Genomic DNA, 17,587 nt, shown 5'->3' with positions numbered 1-17,587 from the left:
ACAAAAGAATGCTTGAAATCAAGAACCTGCATGCCCGCATCGTCGATGACGGCACCGAAATCATCCGCGGCCTGAATCTGACGGTGAAAGCCGGGGAGGTCGCCGCCATCATGGGACCGAACGGCTCGGGCAAGTCGACGTTGTCCTACATCCTCGCCGGCCGCGAGGACTATGAGGTCACCGAGGGCGATATCCTCTACAACGGCCAGTCGATCCTCGAAATGGATCCGGCCGAGCGCGCGACGTCGGGCATTTTCCTGGCCTTCCAGTATCCGATGGAGATACCGGGCGTGGCGACCATGGAGTTCCTGAAGGTTGCCATGAACGAGCAGCGCAAGGCGCGCGGCGAGGAGCCGCTGAAGATCCCCGAATTCCTGAAGCGGGTGAAGGATGCCGCAGCCTCGCTCAACATGGACATGAACATGCTGAAGCGGCCGCTCAATGTCGGCTTTTCCGGCGGCGAGAAGAAGCGCGCCGAGATCCTGCAGATGAAGCTTTTGGAGCCAAAGCTCTGCGTGCTTGACGAGACCGATTCCGGGCTCGACATCGATGCACTCAAGATCGTCTCCGATGGCGTCAACGCGCTGCGCTCGCCCGAGCGCGCCATTGTCGTCATTACCCACTATCAGCGGCTGCTCGAACACATCGTGCCCGACACTGTGCACGTGCTCTACAAGGGCCAGGTCATCAAGTCCGGCGACAAGTCGCTGGCGCTCGATTTGGAGGCCAATGGCTATGCCGGCGTGATCGGGCAAGCCGCGTGAGATGCCAGAAGGCAAGGTCAAACTGATGAACATGCATACACAACCGCAGCGGACGCCGGCCGAAACCGCGTTGATCGACGCTTTCGGCGAACGGTTGTCGCTGCTGCCGGGCGACGGCGCGGTGATGCTGAAGCGCGACGATGCCATCGAGGCGGTCAAGCACGGACTGCCGACCCGGCGCATCGAATCTTGGCACTACACCGATCTGCGCCGGCTGCTGAACGCCGTGCCGGACTTCGATCCGACGGCCGTGGCCAAAGCCATCGCGCCAGTTGTTGAAGGTTCCACCGTGTTGCCGCTTCTCAATGGTGTGTCGAGCGCCAAAACGCCCGGAATTGAAGGCGTCAGCGTCCAGGCCCTGTCGGAGAAACTGACCGACGGCAGCATCGCGCCTGGGCTCGATCCCTATGGCAGCGACGATGCCATCGGAGCGCTGAACACGGCTTTCGTCGCCGATGGCTATTTCGTCGACATCGCCGATGGCACCGAAGTGGAAAAGCCGATCGAATTGCAGAACCTGCAGGCCGGCGGTCAGACCCATGTGCGCCTGGCCGTGCGCGCCGGCGCCGATGCCAAGGCTGTGATCGTCGAGCGCCAGGCCGGCGAGGGCGCGGCCCTTGTCAGCTCGGTCAGTCAGCTCGTGCTCGGCGAAGGCGCCGAGGTGACCTGGCTGATCATCCAGGAGCAGCCGGATACGGCAACGCATCTGGCGCAGTTCAAGGCTCATATCGGCAAGAATGCGAAGCTGACGCTGTTCGTCATGAACGCCGGCGGCAAGCTCGTGCGCCAGGAGGTCGTGGTGAAGACCACGGGCGAGGGCGCCGACTTCCAGTTGCGCGGCATCAACCTGCTGGCCGGCGACGCCCACACGGACACAACCATGGTGCTCGACCATGCGGTGCCGCACACGACGTCGACGGAAGTGATCCGCAATGTCGTGACCGGCAAGGCCCGCGGCGTCTTCCAGGGCCGCATCAACGTCCATCAATATGCTCAGAAGACCAACGCCAAAATGGCTTGCAACACGTTGCTTCTCTCGGACGACGGCGAGTTCTCGACCAAGCCGGAACTCGAAATCTTCGCTGACGACGTCGTCTGCGGCCATGGCGCGACCGTCACCGAGATCGACCACAACCATCTGTTTTACCTGATGGCGCGCGGCATCGACGAGAAGAGCGCCCGTGGTCTGCTGGTGAAGGCTTTCGTCGCCGAGGTGATCGAGGAACTGGACGACGAGGTGATCGTCGAGGCGCTGGAAGCGCGACTCGACGAATGGTTTTTGACGCACGGGTGAAGTGATGAACGCACCAGGCAAGATCGGCGATTTCTACGACGTCGAGGCGATCCGCCGCGACTTCCCGATTCTGTCGCGCGACGTCTACGGCAAACCTCTCGTTTATCTCGATAACGGCGCCTCGGCGCAGAAGCCGCAGGCGGTGCTCGACGCCGTCCAGCACGCCTATAGCCAGGAATACGCCAACGTCCATCGCGGCCTGCATTTCCTGTCCAATACGGCGACCGACGCCTATGAAAAGGCGCGAGAGACGGTGCGCCGCTTCCTCAACGCGCCCGGCACCGACAACATCGTCTTCACCTCGAACACGACGTCGGCGATCAACACGGTCGCTTATGGCTATGGCATGCCCAATATCGGCGAGGGCGACGAGATCGTGCTGTCGATCATGGAGCACCACTCCAACATCGTTCCCTGGCATTTCATCCGCGAGCGCCAGGGCGCCAAACTGGTCTGGGTGCCGGTCGACGATCTCGGCGTCTTCCATATCGAGGAATTCGAAAAGCGACTGACCGACCGGACAAAGCTGGTCGCCATCACACAGATGTCGAACGCGCTGGGCACGGTGACGCCGATCAAGGAGATCGTGCGGATCGCGCATTCGCGTGGCATTCCCGTGCTCGTCGACGGCAGCCAGAGCGCCGTCCATATGCCGATCGACGTGCAGGACCTCGACTGCGATTTCTTCGTCTTCACGGGCCACAAGGTCTACGGACCCTCCGGCATCGGCGTGCTCTATGGCAAGAAGGACATCCTGCAGCGCATGCGCCCGTTCATGGGCGGCGGCGAGATGATCGAGGAGGTGACGCAGGACATCGTCACCTACAACGACCCGCCGCACCGCTTCGAGGCCGGTACGCCGCCGATCGTCCAGGCGATCGGGCTGGGCGCCGCGCTCGACTACATGGAAAAGATCGGCCGCGAACGGATCGCGGCGCACGAGGCCGATTTGAAGGACTATGCGCATGAGCGGTTGCGCGCCATCAACTCGCTGCGCATCTTCGGCGACGCGCCCGGCAAGGGCGCCATCATCTCGTTCGAACTGCAAGGCATTCATGCCCATGACGTGTCGATGGTGATCGACCGGCAAGGCGTGGCTGTCCGCGCGGGCACCCATTGCGCGCAGCCGCTGTTGAAACGCTTCGGCGTAACCTCCACATGCAGGGCATCGTTCGGCATGTACAATACACGGGCCGAAGTCGATGCTTTGGCCGATGCGCTGGAAAAAGCGCGCAAGTTTTTCGGGTGACGAGATGGAAGATGCCAGCACAGCCACCGACGCTGTTCCCGAGGCGGCCGCCAATGCGGTGGTTTCCGCCTCCGCCATTCCCGCCGACGAACTGGCGCGGCTGACCGACGACATCGTTTCGGCGCTGAAGACGGTCTACGACCCGGAAATCCCGGCCGATATCTACGAGCTTGGCCTCGTCTACAAGATCGACATCGAGGACGACCGCTCGGTCAAGATCGACATGACGCTGACCGCGCCCGGCTGCCCGGTGGCCGGCGAGATGCCAGGCTGGGTTGAGAACGCCGTCGGCGCCGTCGAAGGCGTGTCGGGCGTCGAAGTCAACATGACCTTCGACCCGCCCTGGTCGCCCGACCGCATGTCGGAAGAGGCGCAGGTGGCAGTGGGCTGGTATTGACGTCGAGCTCGTCACACTTGCGCCAGTGGTAAAACTTCACCATTTTAGGTGAGGAATCATTCGGCAGGCCTTGAACCTGCATGGAATGGAGAAGGAAAAAGATGGGACGCTTTGCCGTCATCACGATGACCGAAAAGGCCGCCGACCGGGTGCGCGAGATCGTTGCCACGCGTGAAGGCGCGCATGGCATTCGCCTCGGCATCAAGAAGGGCGGTTGCGCCGGCATGGAATACACGGTCGATCTGGTGACCGAACCCAACACCAAGGACGACCACATCGAGCGCGACGGCGCCCACGTCTATGTCGCGCCGGAGGCAGCCCTTTTCCTGTTCGGCACCGAGATGGATTTCGAGCAGACCACGCTGCGCACCGGTTTCACCTTCCACAACCCGAACCAGAGCTCGGCTTGCGGCTGCGGCGAATCCGTCGAACTGAAGCCGGCCGATCTCAAGGCGCTGGCCGAGGCGCGCGCTTCGGCCTGACCTTCCTTCGCCGGGTTTACGGGGAGAAGGTGGCCCGAAGGGCCGGATGAGAGCAGCGCGCCGGCCCATCCGAAGTCTGTGCCGCCTCACATCAGCTTGCACGTTCCCCGCACACGGGTAGAAGACTACTCCACCCACATTCCTGTCCGCTTGTGCCAGTCGGCGATCGATTCCTCGGGATAGACGTCGAACACCTTGTCGCCCGGTCCGATATCGGGCTCGACCCAGTTGGCCTTGTATTTCAGCATCAGATGCACCTTCTCAGGCGGCGTCGGCAGGTCGCTGTCGATCGCCGAGGCGAAGGGATGGACGAGTTCCGGCCAGGTCGGGTCGTAGAGCCACAGCGCCGATCCGCATTTGCGGCAGAAATTGCGCTCTCCGGTCGAGATCTCGCAATGCGGATGTTCGTCGTCCTCGATCTCGGCCCGATAGACGCCGAGGCTGCTCTTGCCCCGGATGGTCATCGTCTCGTAGTCGGCGCCGAGATTGATGGCAAAACCGCCGCCGCCCTGCTGCTTGCGGCAGATCGAGCAGTAGCACAGCATGAACGGCACGGGCGTGTGGCTTTCCACCTCGAAACGAACGGCATTGCAGCGGCAGGAGCCTTTGAGCAGGACAGGCATGGCGGGAAACTCCGATCGGTCATCCTTCAACCTGTCAGCATGGTTTTGGTTGCGCCGATGACAAGGCCGGATCGCGGTGACATGATCCGCGCATGGACAATGAACGCATAGAAGAACTCTTCCAGAGCCTGGGCCCGGTCAGCATCCGAAAACTGTTCGGCGGCAAGGGCATCTATGCCGACGGCGTCATCGTCGCCATCGTGCTGCGCGGCGAATTGATGCTGAAAGCGGACGAGCAAAGCGCGCCCGACTTCGAGGCCGCCGGCTGCACGCAGTGGACCTACACCGGGTCCCGCCACGGCAAGCTGGTTGCGATGCCCTACTGGAGCATTCCCGATGGTGCCTTCGACGACCCCGACGAGATGGCGGTATGGGCGCGGCGGGCCTATGAGGCGGGGCGGCGGGCGGGGAAGTAGGAGCTGCGTTCGCCGAAGAATACCGTCATGGGTTCTGAAGACGATCCAGAATGAGTCGCGTTCTGTCACGCCCCCCTCTGTCCTGCCGGACATCTCCCCCACGAGGGGGGAGATTGGCGGTCTGGGCGGCGACGCCCTTTCTTCGATGCTGAAAATTGGCGAAAGCAGTCGGAATATCCGATCTCCCCCCTTGTGGGGGAGATGTCCGGCAGGACAGAGGGGGGCGCTGGCCCGCAGGTATTGATAGATCTGCGCAGCAGATCTGTCCCCTACAGCGCCCTGGCAATCCTTGCCGCCAGCCGCGCATTGTTCTCGACCAGCGCGATGTTGGTCTTCAGGCTCCGGCCGCCGGTGAGTTCCAGGATTTTGGACAGCAGGAACGGCGTTACCGCCTTGCCGGTGACGTTGAGCGCCTCGGCAGCCTTCTGTGCGGCCTCGATATAGCCGGCCATCTCGCCGGCCGGGATTTCCTGATCCTCCGGCACAGGGTTGGCGATCAGCATGCCGCCGCTCAGGCCCAGCGCCTGTCGCGTCTTGTAGAAATGCGCGATGTCTTCCGGCGCGTGCAAGGTCAGCGGCGCGCGGAATGGCGACTGCCGGGACCAGAAGGCCGGCATGGTCTCGCAGCCATGGCCGATCACCGGCACGCCGCGGGTCTCCAGCACTTCCAGCGTCTTTTCGATGTCGAGGATGGCCTTGGCCCCGGCCGAGACGACGATGACGGGCGTGCGCGCGAGCTCATCGAGATCGGCGGAAATATCGAAGCTTTTTTCGGCGCCCTTGTGCACGCCGCCAATGCCGCCGGTGGCGAACACCTTTATGCCGACCATGTGCGCGGCGATCATGGTGGCCGCAACCGTGGTGCCGCCGGTGCGCCCTTGTGCGACGGCGAAGCCGAGATCGGCGCGCGAGAGCTTCATGGCATCGCCGGTCATGGCGAGCGATTCGCGTTCTCCGTCGGAGAGGCCGATCTTGATGCGGCCTGTCACCACGGCGATCGTCGCCGGCACCGCGCCGCCATCCCCAATGATCTTTTCCACGTCGGCCGCCATGGCGCCATTATCGGGGTAGGGCATGCCATGCGTGATGATCGTGCTTTCCAGCGCCACCACGGGCTTCCCGGCGGCCAAGGCTTGCGCCACCGGCGCGTGGACATCGATGAAGGGGCGGGCGGTCTCTGGGGTCATCTGGATCTCCAATCCGGAGTGCGGCGCATCCTTCCGGACGCTCAAGCCGCACTGCGGCACTGTGAACTGGCCGGTCTCATGCCACTTCCTGCTCATCGGGCACAAGAGCCAGCGCTTGCGTGAAAGTCGCCGTGGTGAAATCGGGAACGGCGCCAGCGCTTTCGATGGCCAGCGTTGCGGCGGCGACACCCTCGCGCAGCGCCGCACGCAAGGGCATGCCGCGCAGCAAGGCGGCGACCGTCGCGCCGGCAAGCGCATCGCCGGCGCCGGTGACGTCCACGATTTTTCTTGGAGGGGGCGGGACGACGGCAAAGCTGCCGTCGCGGTCGAAACCGAGCACCGGGCCGCCGCCCGCCGTGACCACCGCGCTGTCGAGCCCGGCGCTCCTCAGCCCGTCGACGATAATCTTCTGAGAAGCGGCATCGTCAAGCCCGGCAAGCGCCACCGCTTCGCGCCTGTTCATGAAGGCGACGGCCAGGCCGCCGAGCACCGGGTTCAAGCGCACGACCTTAGCCGGTGAAATGGCAATGGCGAAGACGGGCTTGCCGGCGGCAAGCGATACCAGCCGCTCCAGAGCCGCCGACGACAGATTGGCGTCGCACAGGACGGCATCGGCGGCGGCGATCTCTTCCCGCACCCTGGAGCGGCGGATCTGCTTGGTAAACGCCAGCTCATAGAGCGCCATGTCGGCAAAGCCGACGAGCAGTTCGCCCTCACGGTCGATCAGCGCCGTATAGCTCGGCGTCGTGCGGTCGAGGAACACCGCGGACAAGTCCGCAATGCCTGCTTCGGCGATGGCGCGCGAAACCGTGTCGGCGGCGGTATCGCCACCGCGCACCGACAGCAGCGAGCCCGAGACGCCTCGCCGCACCGCGCTGCGCAACGCGTTGAAGACGCCGCCGCCGACATCCTCGCGCATCGTGCCCGGGTTGGAGGCAGCCGGCACATAAGCGCCGGATACCTGGCCGCGCCTGTCGATATGGGCGCCGCCCACCGCCAGGACTCTTGGAGATTTCACCATGCGCCGATATGACCTTTGTTGGCGCTCACGCACAAGCGCCATGCCGTGCGACGGAGCTTCGCAGGCAACGGCCGGCGATTCGTGAGGCCGGCACGGCGAACCAGCCTGGCCTAATGTTCGGGCCATGCTGGAGCCGAATCGTGAGACAAAAAAAGAACAAATCAGGATGTTGCTTATTTTTCAAATGCTTGATCCCTCTTGCCAAATGAGAACAAAAAAGGTACAAATAACCAAGGATTACGGATTGTCCGGCCTTCATTGACGACTACGGGGTGATGTATCATGGCTCAGAACAGCTTGCGGCTTGTAGAGGATAAGGCAGTGGACAAATCAAAGGCTCTGGATGCGGCGCTGTCGCAAATCGAGCGAGCTTTCGGCAAGGGCTCGATCATGCGGCTCGGCGCGAACGAGCAGGTTGTCGAGATCGAAACCGTGCCGACCGGCTCGCTCGGTCTCGACATCGCGCTTGGCGTCGGCGGCTTGCCGCGCGGCCGCATCATCGAGATCTACGGGCCGGAAAGCTCGGGCAAGACGACGCTGGCGCTGCACACGGTGGCGGAAGCCCAGAAGAAGGGCGGCATCTGCGCCTTCGTCGATGCCGAGCACGCGCTCGATCCGGTCTATGCCCGCAAGCTCGGCGTCGATCTCGAAAACCTCCTGATCTCGCAGCCTGACACCGGCGAGCAGGCGCTTGAAATCTGCGATACGCTGGTGCGCTCCGGCGCCATCGATGTGCTGGTGGTCGATTCGGTCGCGGCACTGACGCCACGCGCCGAAATCGAGGGCGAGATGGGCGATTCGCTGCCCGGCCTGCAGGCCCGCCTGATGAGCCAGGCGCTGCGCAAGCTGACCGCCTCGATCTCGCGCTCCAACACCATGGTCATCTTCATCAACCAGATCCGCATGAAGATCGGCGTCATGTTCGGTTCGCCCGAAACCACCACCGGCGGCAATGCGCTCAAATTCTACGCCTCGGTGCGTCTCGATATCCGCCGCATCGGCTCGGTCAAGGACCGCGACGAGGTCGTCGGCAACCAGACGCGCGTCAAGGTGGTCAAGAACAAGCTGGCGCCGCCCTTCAAGGTGGTCGAGTTCGACATCATGTACGGCGAAGGCGTGTCGAAGACCGGCGAACTGGTCGATCTCGGGGTGAAGGCCGGCGTGGTCGAGAAGTCGGGCGCCTGGTTCTCCTACAATTCGCAGCGTCTCGGCCAGGGCCGCGAGAACGCGAAGCTGTTCCTGCGCGACAATCCCGATACGGCGCGCGAGATCGAACTTGCGCTCAGGCAGAACGCCGGACTGATCGCCGAAAAATTCCTCGAGAATGGCGGCTCCGAAGGTGGTGACGATGGGTTCGAGGATGAAGCCGGCGCGATGTAGGCGTTCGCCGGCGCAATCCAAGCGTTCGCCGGCGCGATCTGGCATTCGGTTTACGGCCCGAGTTCGGCCATAATCCAGGTTCATCAACTTGAGCTTATGTAATCGAGTTCTGTAGTATTGCGTTTCGAACCGCCGGCCCCGTGCCGGCGGTTTGCGTTTTGAGCGGCTGGCGAACCGCGAATTGACCAGCTTGCGTGTTTCTGGACAGGGTGCCAAGCGGCGGCTAAAAGGCCAGCTCCATCTTCTAAAGCGCAGAGCCCATTTTCCGCCGGTCCGGCCGGCGGCTCTCTCGAAAAGGCAGCATTCATGAGTGGCGTGAACGAGATCCGGTCGACATTTCTCGACTATTTCCGCAAGGAGGGTCACGAGGTCGTGGCGTCGAGCCCACTTGTGCCACGCAACGATCCGACGCTGATGTTCACCAATGCCGGCATGGTGCAGTTCAAGAACGTCTTCACCGGCCTGGAGAAGCGGCCCTATTCGCGTGCCACGACCGCCCAGAAAAGCGTTCGCGCCGGCGGCAAGCACAACGACCTAGACAATGTCGGCTACACCGCGCGCCACCTGACCTTCTTCGAGATGCTCGGCAATTTCTCCTTCGGCGACTATTTCAAGGAGCGCGCCATCGAGTTGGCCTGGAACCTCATCACCCGGGAATTCGGGCTGAAGAAGGACAAGCTGCTCGTCACCGTCTATCACACCGACGACGAGGCGGCTGGTCTCTGGAAGAAGATCGCCGGTTTTTCCGACGATCGTATCATCCGCATCCCGACCTCGGACAATTTCTGGGCGATGGGCGACACCGGCCCATGCGGGCCGTGCTCGGAAATCTTCATCGATCGCGGCGAGCACATCTGGGGCGGTCCTCCCGGCAGCCCGGAGGAGGATGGCGACCGGTTCCTGGAATTCTGGAACCTGGTGTTCATGCAATATGAGCAGGTGACGAAGGACGAGCGCATCGACCTGCCGCGCCCGTCGATAGACACCGGCATGGGCCTGGAGCGCATGGCCTCCATCCTGCAAGGCGTTGAAAGCGTCTTTGAGACCGACCTGTTCCGCCATCTGATCGATGCCGCGTCGTCAGCGCTCGGCCGCGGTCCCGACGCCGAGACCGTCGCGTCCTATCGCGTCATAGCCGATCACCTGCGCTCGTCCTCCTTCCTGGTCGCTGACGGCGTGCTGCCGTCCAATGAGGGGCGCGGCTACGTGCTGCGCCGCATCATGCGTCGCGCCATGCGCCATGCGCAGCTGCTCGGTGCGAACGAACCCCTGGTCTGGAAGCTGGTGCCGGCGCTGGTTCGCGAGATGGGCCAGGCCTATCCGGAACTTGTGCGCGGCGAACAGCTGATCACCGAGACGCTGAAGCTTGAGGAGACCAGGTTTCGCAAGACACTGGTACGCGGTCTCGGTCTGCTGTCGGAGGCGACGGAAAAGCTCGGCGCCGGCGACATGCTGGATGGTGAGACGGCCTTCAAGCTTTACGACACCTATGGCTTCCCGCTCGACCTGACGCAGGATGCGCTGCGCCAGCGCAACATCTCGGTCGATCTTGCCGGCTTCACCAATGCGATGGAGCAGCAGAAGGCGGAGGCGCGTAAGCATTGGGCGGGCTCCGGCGAGGCGGCGACCGAAGCGGTCTGGTTCCCGGTGCGCGAAAAAGCCGGTGCCACCGAATTCCTCGGCTACGAGACTGAAGCTGCGGAAGGCATCATCCAGGCGCTTGTCCGCGACGGCAAGGCTGTCGACAGCGCCGGCAAGGGCGAAGCGGTTGCCGTGGTCGTCAACCAGACGCCGTTCTATGCCGAATCCGGCGGTCAGATTGGCGACACGGGAACCATTTCAGGCGAAGGCTTCTCGATCGACGTTTCCGATACGCAGAAGAAGGCCGACGGGCTCTTCGTGCATCTCGGAAAGGTGATTAGCGGCACGGCCAGGACCGGTGCCGCCGTCGAGCTGAAGGTCGACCATGCGAGGCGCTCCAGGCTGCGCGCGAACCATTCCGCGACGCATCTGATCCATGAAGCGCTGCGCGAGGTGCTGGGCACCCATGTCGCGCAGAAGGGCTCGCTGGTCGCGCCCGAGCGCCTGCGCTTCGACATCTCGCACAACAAGCCCATCTCGCCCTCGGAACTCGAGGAGGTCGAGCGCATGGCCAATGAGATCGTGGTGCAGAACAGCCCGGTGACCACGCGCCTGATGTCGGTCGACGATGCAATTGCCGAAGGTGCCATGGCGCTGTTCGGCGAGAAATACGGCGATGAGGTGCGCGTCGTGTCGATGGGCACCGGCCTGCACGGGGCCAAGGCCAACCGTCCCTATTCGGTCGAACTCTGCGGCGGCACGCATGTCAGGGCAACCGGTGACATCGGCCTGGTGCGCGTCGTGTCCGACAGTGCCGTCGCCGCTGGCGTGCGCCGCATCGAGGCGCTGACGGGCGAGGCCGCGCGCAAGCATCTCGATGAACAGGACCGGCGGCTGAAGGCGGCCGCGGCAACGCTGAAAATCTCGCCGGCCGACGTGCCGGCGCGTGTTGAAGCCCTGCTCGAAGAGCGCAAGAAGCTCGAGAAGGAGCTCACCGAAGCGCGCAAGAAGCTGGCGCTGGGCGGCGGGTCGCCCGCTGACGCGCCGGCCGCGAACGAGACCGTCGCGGGGGTCGGCTTCCTCGGCAAGTCGGTTTCCGGTGTCTCGCCGAAGGATCTGAAGCCGCTGGCTGACGCCGGCAAAAGCTCGCTCGGCTCAGGCGTCGTCGTCTTCGTCGGCACGGCTGAGGACAACAAGGCGAGCGTCGTGGTCGCCGTCACAGACGATCTCGTCGGCCGCTTCAGCGCCGTCGACCTGGTGCGCGTCGCCTCCGCAGCACTCGGCGGGCAGGGCGGCGGCGGCAGGCCCGACATGGCCCAGGCGGGTGGCCCCGATGCCTCGAAGGCCGATGACGCGATTGCTGCGGTGAGGGCGGCGCTCGAAGCCGCGTGAACTGCCGGAATCATCAGATGTTCAGGGCAGCGCCGCCCCTCATCTGGCTGCCGCCATCTTCTCCCCGTAAACGGGAGAAGGACGCTCTCGGGCGTGATTTCGCCAATTATCGTCGTTGAAGAATGGCCGCGGAGGTCGCGGCCAGCTTCTTTCTCCCCGTTTTACGGGGAGAAATGCCCGGCAGGGCAATGAGGGGCGGCGCTAACGCCGAGCAAGTTTCGCTCGACTAGCCCAGCTTTTCGGTGCGTGCAAAGCTCGGGCGCTCGACCACCCGAGCATGCCAGTCCCGGATATCCGCAAACCGAGCCAGCAGATCCCGCCCCTCGCTGACCTTGACGAAATAGGCAATGATCGGCGCCGCATGCAGGTCGGCGAGCGTCACCCGGTCGCCGAGCAGCCACGGTCCGGGAACCTTGAGTGAGGTGAGCACCCTGAGGATCGTTTCCGCCTGGCTCAGGCCATCGGCGATCAGCCTCTCATCCGGCTCGGTCTTCTCCAGCCGCTCCACGGCGACATCCCAGACCATGGCCCGATAGCCATAGGCGTCGAGCATGCCGATGATCTGGTTCATCCGCGCGCGGCCGCGCGGATCCTTCGGCTGCAAGGGTGGCCCGTCGAACGCCTCATCGATATAGCGCGCAATCGCGCTGGCCTCGAACAGGCGAAAACCGTCGTGCTCGAAGGCCGGGATGCGGCCGAATGGGTGGTGCTCGAAATACCAGCCGGGGATGCCCTCGGCGGCGAAGACATCGACCGGCACAAGCTCGTAGTCGACGCCCTTCTCCTCCAGCGCCATGCGCGCTATGCGCACGTAAACACTGTAGTCAGCGCCGTAGAGGACCGGTTTGGCCATGCTGCCAGCCCTTTGCTTCGTTTTCGTTGGCCCAAAAGCCGAAGGCTCCTTCCGGAGCCTTCGGCATGTCGAACCCGCGGGTGCCTACGCCATCGCCTTCTGCAAGTTCTCGTCGATCTTGTCGAGGAAGCCGGTGGTCGAGAGCCAAGGCTGGTCGGGGCCGATCAGCAGCGACAGGTCCTTGGTCATGTAGCCGCTCTCGACCGTCTGGATGCAGACCTTCTCCAGCGTCTCGGCGAAGCGCTTCAGTTCGGCATTGTCATCGAGCTTGGCGCGGTGGGCGAGACCGCGCGTCCAGGCGAAGATCGAGGCGATCGAATTGGTCGAGGTTTCCTCGCCCTTCTGGTGCTGGCGATAGTGGCGGGTGACGGTGCCGTGCGCGGCTTCCGCTTCCACCGTTTTGCCGTCCGGCGTCATCAGCACGGAGGTCATCAGGCCGAGCGAGCCGAACCCCTGCGCCACCGTGTCGGACTGCACGTCGCCGTCATAGTTCTTGCAGGCCCAGACATAGCCGCCCGACCACTTCAGGCTGGAGGCCACCATGTCGTCGATCAGGCGGTGCTCGTACCACAGCTTCTTCGACTTGAACTCGGCCTCGAATTCTGCCTCGTAGACTTCCTGGAAAATATCCTTGAAGCGGCCGTCATAGGCCTTGAGGATGGTGTTCTTGGTCGAGAGATAGACCGGATAGTTGCGCAGCAGGCCGTAGTTCAGAGAAGCGCGGGCGAATTCGCGGATCGACTCGTCGAGATTGTACATGGCCATGGCTACGCCGGCGCCAGGCGCATCGAACACGTCGTGCTCGATAACCTGGCCATCCTCGCCGACGAACTTGATCGTCAGCTTGCCCTTGCCAGGGAAACGGAAATCGGTAGCGCGGTACTGGTCGCCATAGGCGTGGCGGCCGACGATGATCGGCTTGGTCCAGCCGGGCACCAGCCGCGGCACGTTCTTCATGATGATCGGCTCGCGGAAGATGGTGCCGCCGAGGATGTTGCGGATGGTGCCGTTGGGCGACTTCCACATCTTCTTCAGCTTGAATTCCTCGACGCGCTGCTCGTCGGGCGTGATGGTCGCGCATTTCACGCCGACGCCGTACTTCTTGATGGCGTTGGCCGAATCGACGGTCACCTGGTCGTTGGTGGCGTCGCGATGCTCGATGCCGAGGTCGTAATATTCAAGCTTGAGGTCGAGATAAGGGTGGATCAGCTTGTCCTTGATGAACTGCCAGATGATGCGGGTCATCTCGTCGCCGTCGAGTTCGACGACCGGGTTCGCCACCTTGATCTTCGCCATGGAAAGAATGCCTCGTTGCTGGGAAATGGGACGGCCTTGCCCGCGTGGCGTTCGGCCGGGATGCGCCCCTATATCAAAGCGTTTTTGGCCGCGCAAACGGCGATCGGTCACGAAAGCGAAGCGATCGCCCCGCCATTTGCGAACGCTTCATTTTCGCGGCCGAATATGGCAGGGGACGCTGAAATGCCGCAAACAGCAGTTCATTGACAATCATGCCCGTCATCAAAGATTCCGATAACGCTTCAGCCGCCGGCCCCGCCATCATCCTCGTGGAGCCGCAGCTCGGCGAGAATATCGGCATGGTCGCGCGCGCCATGGCCAATTTCGGCCTGGTCGAACTTCGCCTCGTCAACCCGCGCGACGGCTGGCCGAACGAGAAGGCGCGTGCGGCCGCCAGCCGTGCCGATCATGTCATCGACGCCGTGAAGGTTTTCGACGATCTCGCCACGGCGATGGCCGACCTGAATTTCGTTTTCGCGACCACGGCAAGGCAGCGCGACGGCTTCAAGCCCGTGCGCGGGCCGGTCGAGGCGGGAAGGGTGCTCCGGGCCCGTCATGGCATGGGTCAGCGAACCGGCATACTGTTCGGTCGTGAGCGTTTCGGTCTCTACAATGACGAGGTCGGCCTCGCCGACGAGATCGTCACTTTTCCGGTCGATCCCGATTTCTCCTCGCTCAACATCGCCCAGGCCGCGCTACTCATGTCTTACGAGTGGATGAAGTCCGGCCTTGAGGACGAGACCAAGACAAATTTTACGGGCCCGGAGATGAAGCCGGCCAGCAAGGAAGAACTGCACGGCCTGTTCACCTATCTCGAAGGCGCACTCGAAGCGCGCGGCTATTTCCGGCCGGCGCCGAAGAAGCCGAAGATGGTCGACAATCTGCGCGCCGTATTGACCCGGGCGGGTTTCGCCGAGCCGGAGCTGAAGGTGCTGCGCGGCATCATCTCCTCGCTGGACAGGTTCTCGCCGGCGATGCCGCGCGGCGACGGCTCTCCGGGAGATGATCCAAGGCGGCTTCCGGCCGCCGCGCGCGCCGGCGGTCCGGGCCGCAAGACCAACGCGGATCGTCAGGTGGCCGATGACGACGACAGCGCCACGCCGCCGCTCGGCGGCAAGGGAACCGACAATGACTGATCAGCCGATCCTGATGTTCGATTCCGGCATTGGCGGGCTGACTGTGCTACGCGAGGCGCGCGTGCTGATGCCCGACCGCCGCTTCGTCTACATCGCCGACGATGCCGCCTTTCCCTTTGGCGCCTGGGAGGAACCGGCGCTGCGGGTCCATATACTCGACCTGTTCGGCAAATTGCTCGACCGGTTCGCCCCGGCCATCTCAGTCATCGCTTGCAACACCGCCTCGACGCTGGTGATCGATGCTTTGCGCGCGAGGTTTCCCGGCCATCCCTTTGTCGGCACTGTGCCTGCGATCAAGCCTGCGGCGGAGCGCACCCGCTCCGGCCTCGTCTCCGTGCTGGCGACGCCGGGCACGGTGAAACGGCAATACACGCGCGACCTGATCAGCAAATGGGCGCAGAAATGCCACGTCCGGCTGGTCGGCAGCGACCGGCTGGCCGGGCTGGCCGAGGCCTATATGCGCGAAGGGTTCGTCGACGAGGAAGCCGTGCGCGCCGAGATCGCCCCGTGTTTCATCGAACGCGACGGCATGCGCACCGACATCGCCGTGCTCGCCTGCACGCATTATCCTTTTCTGGTCAACCGCATGCGCAAGACCGCACCCTGGCCGGTCGACTGGATCGATCCGGCCGAAGCGATCGCCCGGCGGGCGATGTCGCTGCTGTCGCCGCTCAACGAGCCGTTGCTGCAAGGTCAGCCGGACATCGCGGTCTTCACATCCGGCAAGGCGGACTTTGCCACCAGCCGGTTGATGCAGGGCTTTGGACTGACGGTCGCCTGATTTCCGGAACATTGGCGAGGCCGTTTCGTTTTCTCCCAGGCAACGAAGGGAGAAAAACCATGCCTGCCACCTCGAAAGCCCAACAGAAGGCCGCCGGCGCCGCACTGTCGGCCAAGCGCGGCGAGACCAAGAAGAGCGAGCTCAAAGGCGCTTCCAAGGGGATGTACGAATCCATGAGCGAAAAGCAGCTCGAGGAATTCGCCGAAACCAAGCGCAAAGGTCTGCCCGAAAAAAAGAAAGATTGAAGGGAAGCGCTATTGGCAATACCTTTTGCAGGGTTCGTCAGCGGCAAGAAATGGGCCCGCGACGGGGTCGCAGGCCTTTATATAATTGTCAGTTATTGGTCGGTGTAATCAGCGCCAGTGGCAGCTGTTAGCGCCAGTGGCAGCTGTTAGCGCCAGTGGCAGCGTCGCACTTTCTGGCGAATGACATGGCGGTGACCATGGCGCCACACCACGCGCTTCTTGACCACGGTCCGACATACCTGATGAGGCCGGTGGCCTTGCCAGTGCCTTGCCATCGCCGGCTCCGGCGCGATGACGGCCAGCGATCCGGCTAACACCGCCGCACCAGTCAGGCTTAGAAAGAACTTCTTCATCCGAATTCAGGCTCCTATGCTCAAGTCCCTTCCTGGAGCGGTTCAGCTTTCAGGGAATCGCCGCCCCGCTCCGGTTTTTTACACAATCCCCGGTAGAAACTGCCAGCGCTTTCCTGGAATTGTTCTAATACCGCTGGCGCGACACCTCGCGCCCGATACGGCACCGCCAACATTGAAAACCGAATATGGTCGCGCGGGGCGGCGCCAGTTGGAAGCTTGACACCGGTCAAATCTCTGTTTAACAGCGCTCCCAACACCGGGCCGCAACGCCCGGTGGTTTGTTTTGCATGCGCAAGACGCGTCGGAAGCCAGTCTGTTTCCAAGGTCTTGTTTGAACTGACGTGTCCCGTGGGTTTTCCGCCGCGTTGCGTGGGAAAACCCTGTCAGGTCTCGAAAACGGAGGCCAGAGGAGGGCGCGTTTCCTTCACCCGGAGCATGAGGTTCCGGGTGTATTCTTTTGAAAGGGAATGCGATGAGCAAGCGCGAATCCGCGAAGTACAAGATCGACCGCCGTCTTGGTGAAAACATCTGGGGCCGCCCGAAGTCCCCGGTCAACAAGCGTGAATACGGCCCCGGCCAGCACGGCCAGCGCCGCAAGGGCAAGCTTTCCGATTTCGGCCTGCAGCTGCGCGCCAAGCAGAAGCTGAAGGGCCACTATGGCGACGTTTCGGAAAAGCAGTTCCGCAAGGTCTATGAAGAGGCCGATCGCCGCAAGGGCGACACCTCCGAGAACCTGATCGGCCTGCTCGAGTCCCGTCTGGACGCGGTCGTCTACCGCGCCAAGTTCGTTCCGACCATTTTCGCCGCCCGACAGTTCGTCAACCACGGCCACGTCAACGTCAACGGCAAGCGCGTCAACATCGGCTCGTACCGCTGCAAGCCGGGCGACGTCGTCGAAGTGCGCGAAAAGTCGAAGCAGCTGGTGATCGTCCTGGAATCGGTCGGCCTCGCCGAGCGCGACGTTCCCGACTACATCGAAGCCGATCACAACAAGATGACCGCGACCTTCTCACGTATCCCGGGCCTGGCGGACGTTCCGTTCGCCGTCCAGATGGAACCGAACCTCGTCGTCGAATTCTATTCGCGTTAAGCGAAGGCTTTTTGCGAGACCGGAAGGGGCCGCCCATCGAGGCGGCC

General features: G+C 63.2%; 18 protein-coding genes. 12 read left to right on the top strand and 6 right to left on the bottom strand.

From position 1 onward, the window contains the following. Positions 1–8: 8 nt before the first annotated feature. From sufC to sufA, 5 genes are all read left to right on the top strand, one after another. Positions 9–764 carry a Fe-S cluster assembly ATPase SufC gene (sufC, locus tag LB566_RS00550; RefSeq protein WP_140548945.1) on the top strand — a complete coding sequence of 252 codons (756 nt, stop codon included), beginning with the start codon at positions 9–11 and terminating at the stop codon, positions 762–764. A gap of 25 nt (positions 765–789) precedes the next feature. Further along, on the top strand, positions 790–2,058 hold the full coding sequence (sufD, locus tag LB566_RS00545; protein ID WP_224622437.1) for a Fe-S cluster assembly protein SufD: 1,269 nt from the start codon (positions 790–792) through the stop codon (positions 2,056–2,058). Between the two features lie 4 nt (positions 2,059–2,062). Then, the gene (locus tag LB566_RS00540; protein ID WP_224622436.1) at positions 2,063–3,307 is read left to right on the top strand and encodes a cysteine desulfurase; all 1,245 of its coding nucleotides are present in this window, start codon (positions 2,063–2,065) and stop codon (positions 3,305–3,307) included. 4 nt (positions 3,308–3,311) lie between these two features. Further along, positions 3,312–3,704, top strand: a complete 393-nt coding sequence (locus LB566_RS00535; RefSeq protein ID WP_140548939.1) for an SUF system Fe-S cluster assembly protein — start codon at positions 3,312–3,314, stop codon at positions 3,702–3,704. 101 nt (positions 3,705–3,805) lie between these two features. Next, the gene (gene sufA / locus LB566_RS00530) at positions 3,806–4,186 is read left to right on the top strand and encodes a Fe-S cluster assembly scaffold SufA (RefSeq protein ID WP_140548937.1); all 381 of its coding nucleotides are present in this window, start codon (positions 3,806–3,808) and stop codon (positions 4,184–4,186) included. 125 nt (positions 4,187–4,311) lie between these two features. Here sufA and LB566_RS00525 read toward each other — a convergent pair whose 3' ends face one another. Continuing rightward, the gene (locus LB566_RS00525) at positions 4,312–4,809 is read right to left on the bottom strand and encodes a GFA family protein (protein ID WP_140548935.1); all 498 of its coding nucleotides are present in this window, start codon (positions 4,807–4,809) and stop codon (positions 4,312–4,314) included. Positions 4,810–4,901: 92 nt separating this feature from the next. Here LB566_RS00525 and LB566_RS00520 point away from each other — a divergent pair, with 92 nt between their 5' ends. Beyond that, complete coding sequence (locus tag LB566_RS00520; RefSeq protein WP_140548933.1) at positions 4,902–5,225, top strand: TfoX/Sxy family protein; 324 nt, start codon at positions 4,902–4,904, stop codon at positions 5,223–5,225. Positions 5,226–5,494: 269 nt separating this feature from the next. Here LB566_RS00520 and LB566_RS00515 read toward each other — a convergent pair whose 3' ends face one another. Together LB566_RS00515 and LB566_RS00510 are read right to left on the bottom strand one after the other, a co-directional pair. Beyond that, the gene (locus LB566_RS00515) at positions 5,495–6,412 is read right to left on the bottom strand and encodes a pseudouridine-5'-phosphate glycosidase (protein WP_224622435.1); all 918 of its coding nucleotides are present in this window, start codon (positions 6,410–6,412) and stop codon (positions 5,495–5,497) included. A gap of 76 nt (positions 6,413–6,488) precedes the next feature. Beyond that, positions 6,489–7,433, bottom strand: coding sequence for a carbohydrate kinase family protein (locus LB566_RS00510; RefSeq protein WP_224622433.1), 945 nt, complete (start codon positions 7,431–7,433; stop codon positions 6,489–6,491). A gap of 282 nt (positions 7,434–7,715) precedes the next feature. On the opposite strand from LB566_RS00510, the gene recA reads away from it, so the two are divergent. Both recA and alaS read left to right on the top strand, forming a co-directional pair. Further along, the gene (gene recA, locus LB566_RS00505) at positions 7,716–8,813 is read left to right on the top strand and encodes a recombinase RecA (RefSeq protein ID WP_010909075.1); all 1,098 of its coding nucleotides are present in this window, start codon (positions 7,716–7,718) and stop codon (positions 8,811–8,813) included. 306 nt (positions 8,814–9,119) lie between these two features. Then, a complete protein-coding gene (gene alaS / locus LB566_RS00500; protein ID WP_224622431.1) occupies positions 9,120–11,786 on the top strand; it encodes an alanine--tRNA ligase in 2,667 nt (888 codons plus the stop codon). Positions 11,787–12,012: 226 nt separating this feature from the next. Here the strand turns inward: alaS and LB566_RS00495 are convergent, their stop codons facing one another. Both LB566_RS00495 and LB566_RS00490 read right to left on the bottom strand, forming a co-directional pair. Continuing rightward, positions 12,013–12,639 (bottom strand): glutathione S-transferase family protein, encoded by a 627-nt coding sequence (locus tag LB566_RS00495; RefSeq protein ID WP_224622430.1) that lies wholly within the window; start codon positions 12,637–12,639, stop codon positions 12,013–12,015. Positions 12,640–12,723: 84 nt separating this feature from the next. Beyond that, positions 12,724–13,935, bottom strand: a complete 1,212-nt coding sequence (locus tag LB566_RS00490; protein WP_140548923.1) for an NADP-dependent isocitrate dehydrogenase — start codon at positions 13,933–13,935, stop codon at positions 12,724–12,726. A gap of 212 nt (positions 13,936–14,147) precedes the next feature. On the opposite strand from LB566_RS00490, the gene LB566_RS00485 reads away from it, so the two are divergent. Genes LB566_RS00485 through LB566_RS00475 form a run of 3 tightly spaced genes read left to right on the top strand, consistent with a single transcriptional unit; the run spans position 14,148 to position 16,097 of the window. Further along, positions 14,148–15,071 carry an RNA methyltransferase gene (locus LB566_RS00485; protein ID WP_224622428.1) on the top strand — a complete coding sequence of 308 codons (924 nt, stop codon included), beginning with the start codon at positions 14,148–14,150 and terminating at the stop codon, positions 15,069–15,071. After that, a complete protein-coding gene (gene murI, locus LB566_RS00480; protein ID WP_224622426.1) occupies positions 15,064–15,852 on the top strand; it encodes a glutamate racemase in 789 nt (262 codons plus the stop codon). The genes LB566_RS00485 and murI overlap by 8 nt, the downstream gene beginning before the upstream one ends. Before the next feature lie 59 nt (positions 15,853–15,911). Continuing rightward, a complete protein-coding gene (locus LB566_RS00475) occupies positions 15,912–16,097 on the top strand; it encodes a DUF3008 family protein (protein WP_140548917.1) in 186 nt (61 codons plus the stop codon). Between the two features lie 146 nt (positions 16,098–16,243). Here LB566_RS00475 and LB566_RS00470 read toward each other — a convergent pair whose 3' ends face one another. After that, positions 16,244–16,450 carry a hypothetical protein gene (locus LB566_RS00470; protein ID WP_140548915.1) on the bottom strand — a complete coding sequence of 69 codons (207 nt, stop codon included), beginning with the start codon at positions 16,448–16,450 and terminating at the stop codon, positions 16,244–16,246. 472 nt (positions 16,451–16,922) lie between these two features. Here LB566_RS00470 and rpsD point away from each other — a divergent pair, with 472 nt between their 5' ends. Then, on the top strand, positions 16,923–17,540 hold the full coding sequence (rpsD, locus tag LB566_RS00465) for a 30S ribosomal protein S4 (protein WP_140493847.1): 618 nt from the start codon (positions 16,923–16,925) through the stop codon (positions 17,538–17,540). Positions 17,541–17,587 lie beyond the last annotated feature (47 nt).

The organism is Mesorhizobium sp. CA13, assembly GCF_020165235.1.
Lineage (GTDB): Bacteria > Pseudomonadota > Alphaproteobacteria > Rhizobiales > Rhizobiaceae > Mesorhizobium.
The sequence above is the reverse complement of the archived record's forward strand: the minus strand, read 5'-3'. Positions and strand labels throughout refer to the sequence as shown.

Bases quoted from the DNA above. Each gene is read 5' to 3' on its own strand.
- recA (WP_010909075.1), top strand. From the start codon at position 7,716: ATGGCTCAGAACAGCTTGCGGCTTGTAGAGGATAAGGCAGTGGACAAA.
- alaS (WP_224622431.1), top strand. From the start codon at position 9,120: ATGAGTGGCGTGAACGAGATCCGGTCGACATTTCTCGACTATTTCCGC.
- sufD (WP_224622437.1), top strand. From the start codon at position 790: ATGAACATGCATACACAACCGCAGCGGACGCCGGCCGAAACCGCGTTG.
- LB566_RS00485 (WP_224622428.1), top strand. From the start codon at position 14,148: ATGCCCGTCATCAAAGATTCCGATAACGCTTCAGCCGCCGGCCCCGCC.
- LB566_RS00540 (WP_224622436.1), top strand. From the start codon at position 2,063: ATGAACGCACCAGGCAAGATCGGCGATTTCTACGACGTCGAGGCGATC.
- LB566_RS00510 (WP_224622433.1), bottom strand. From the start codon at position 7,433: ATGGTGAAATCTCCAAGAGTCCTGGCGGTGGGCGGCGCCCATATCGAC.
- LB566_RS00490 (WP_140548923.1), bottom strand. From the start codon at position 13,935: ATGGCGAAGATCAAGGTGGCGAACCCGGTCGTCGAACTCGACGGCGAC.
- LB566_RS00535 (WP_140548939.1), top strand. From the start codon at position 3,312: ATGGAAGATGCCAGCACAGCCACCGACGCTGTTCCCGAGGCGGCCGCC.
- rpsD (WP_140493847.1), top strand. From the start codon at position 16,923: ATGAGCAAGCGCGAATCCGCGAAGTACAAGATCGACCGCCGTCTTGGT.
- LB566_RS00525 (WP_140548935.1), bottom strand. From the start codon at position 4,809: ATGCCTGTCCTGCTCAAAGGCTCCTGCCGCTGCAATGCCGTTCGTTTC.
- LB566_RS00470 (WP_140548915.1), bottom strand. From the start codon at position 16,450: ATGAAGAAGTTCTTTCTAAGCCTGACTGGTGCGGCGGTGTTAGCCGGA.
- LB566_RS00475 (WP_140548917.1), top strand. From the start codon at position 15,912: ATGCCTGCCACCTCGAAAGCCCAACAGAAGGCCGCCGGCGCCGCACTG.
- LB566_RS00515 (WP_224622435.1), bottom strand. From the start codon at position 6,412: ATGACCCCAGAGACCGCCCGCCCCTTCATCGATGTCCACGCGCCGGTG.
- sufA (WP_140548937.1), top strand. From the start codon at position 3,806: ATGGGACGCTTTGCCGTCATCACGATGACCGAAAAGGCCGCCGACCGG.
- sufC (WP_140548945.1), top strand. From the start codon at position 9: ATGCTTGAAATCAAGAACCTGCATGCCCGCATCGTCGATGACGGCACC.
- LB566_RS00495 (WP_224622430.1), bottom strand. From the start codon at position 12,639: ATGGCCAAACCGGTCCTCTACGGCGCTGACTACAGTGTTTACGTGCGC.
- murI (WP_224622426.1), top strand. From the start codon at position 15,064: ATGACTGATCAGCCGATCCTGATGTTCGATTCCGGCATTGGCGGGCTG.
- LB566_RS00520 (WP_140548933.1), top strand. From the start codon at position 4,902: ATGGACAATGAACGCATAGAAGAACTCTTCCAGAGCCTGGGCCCGGTC.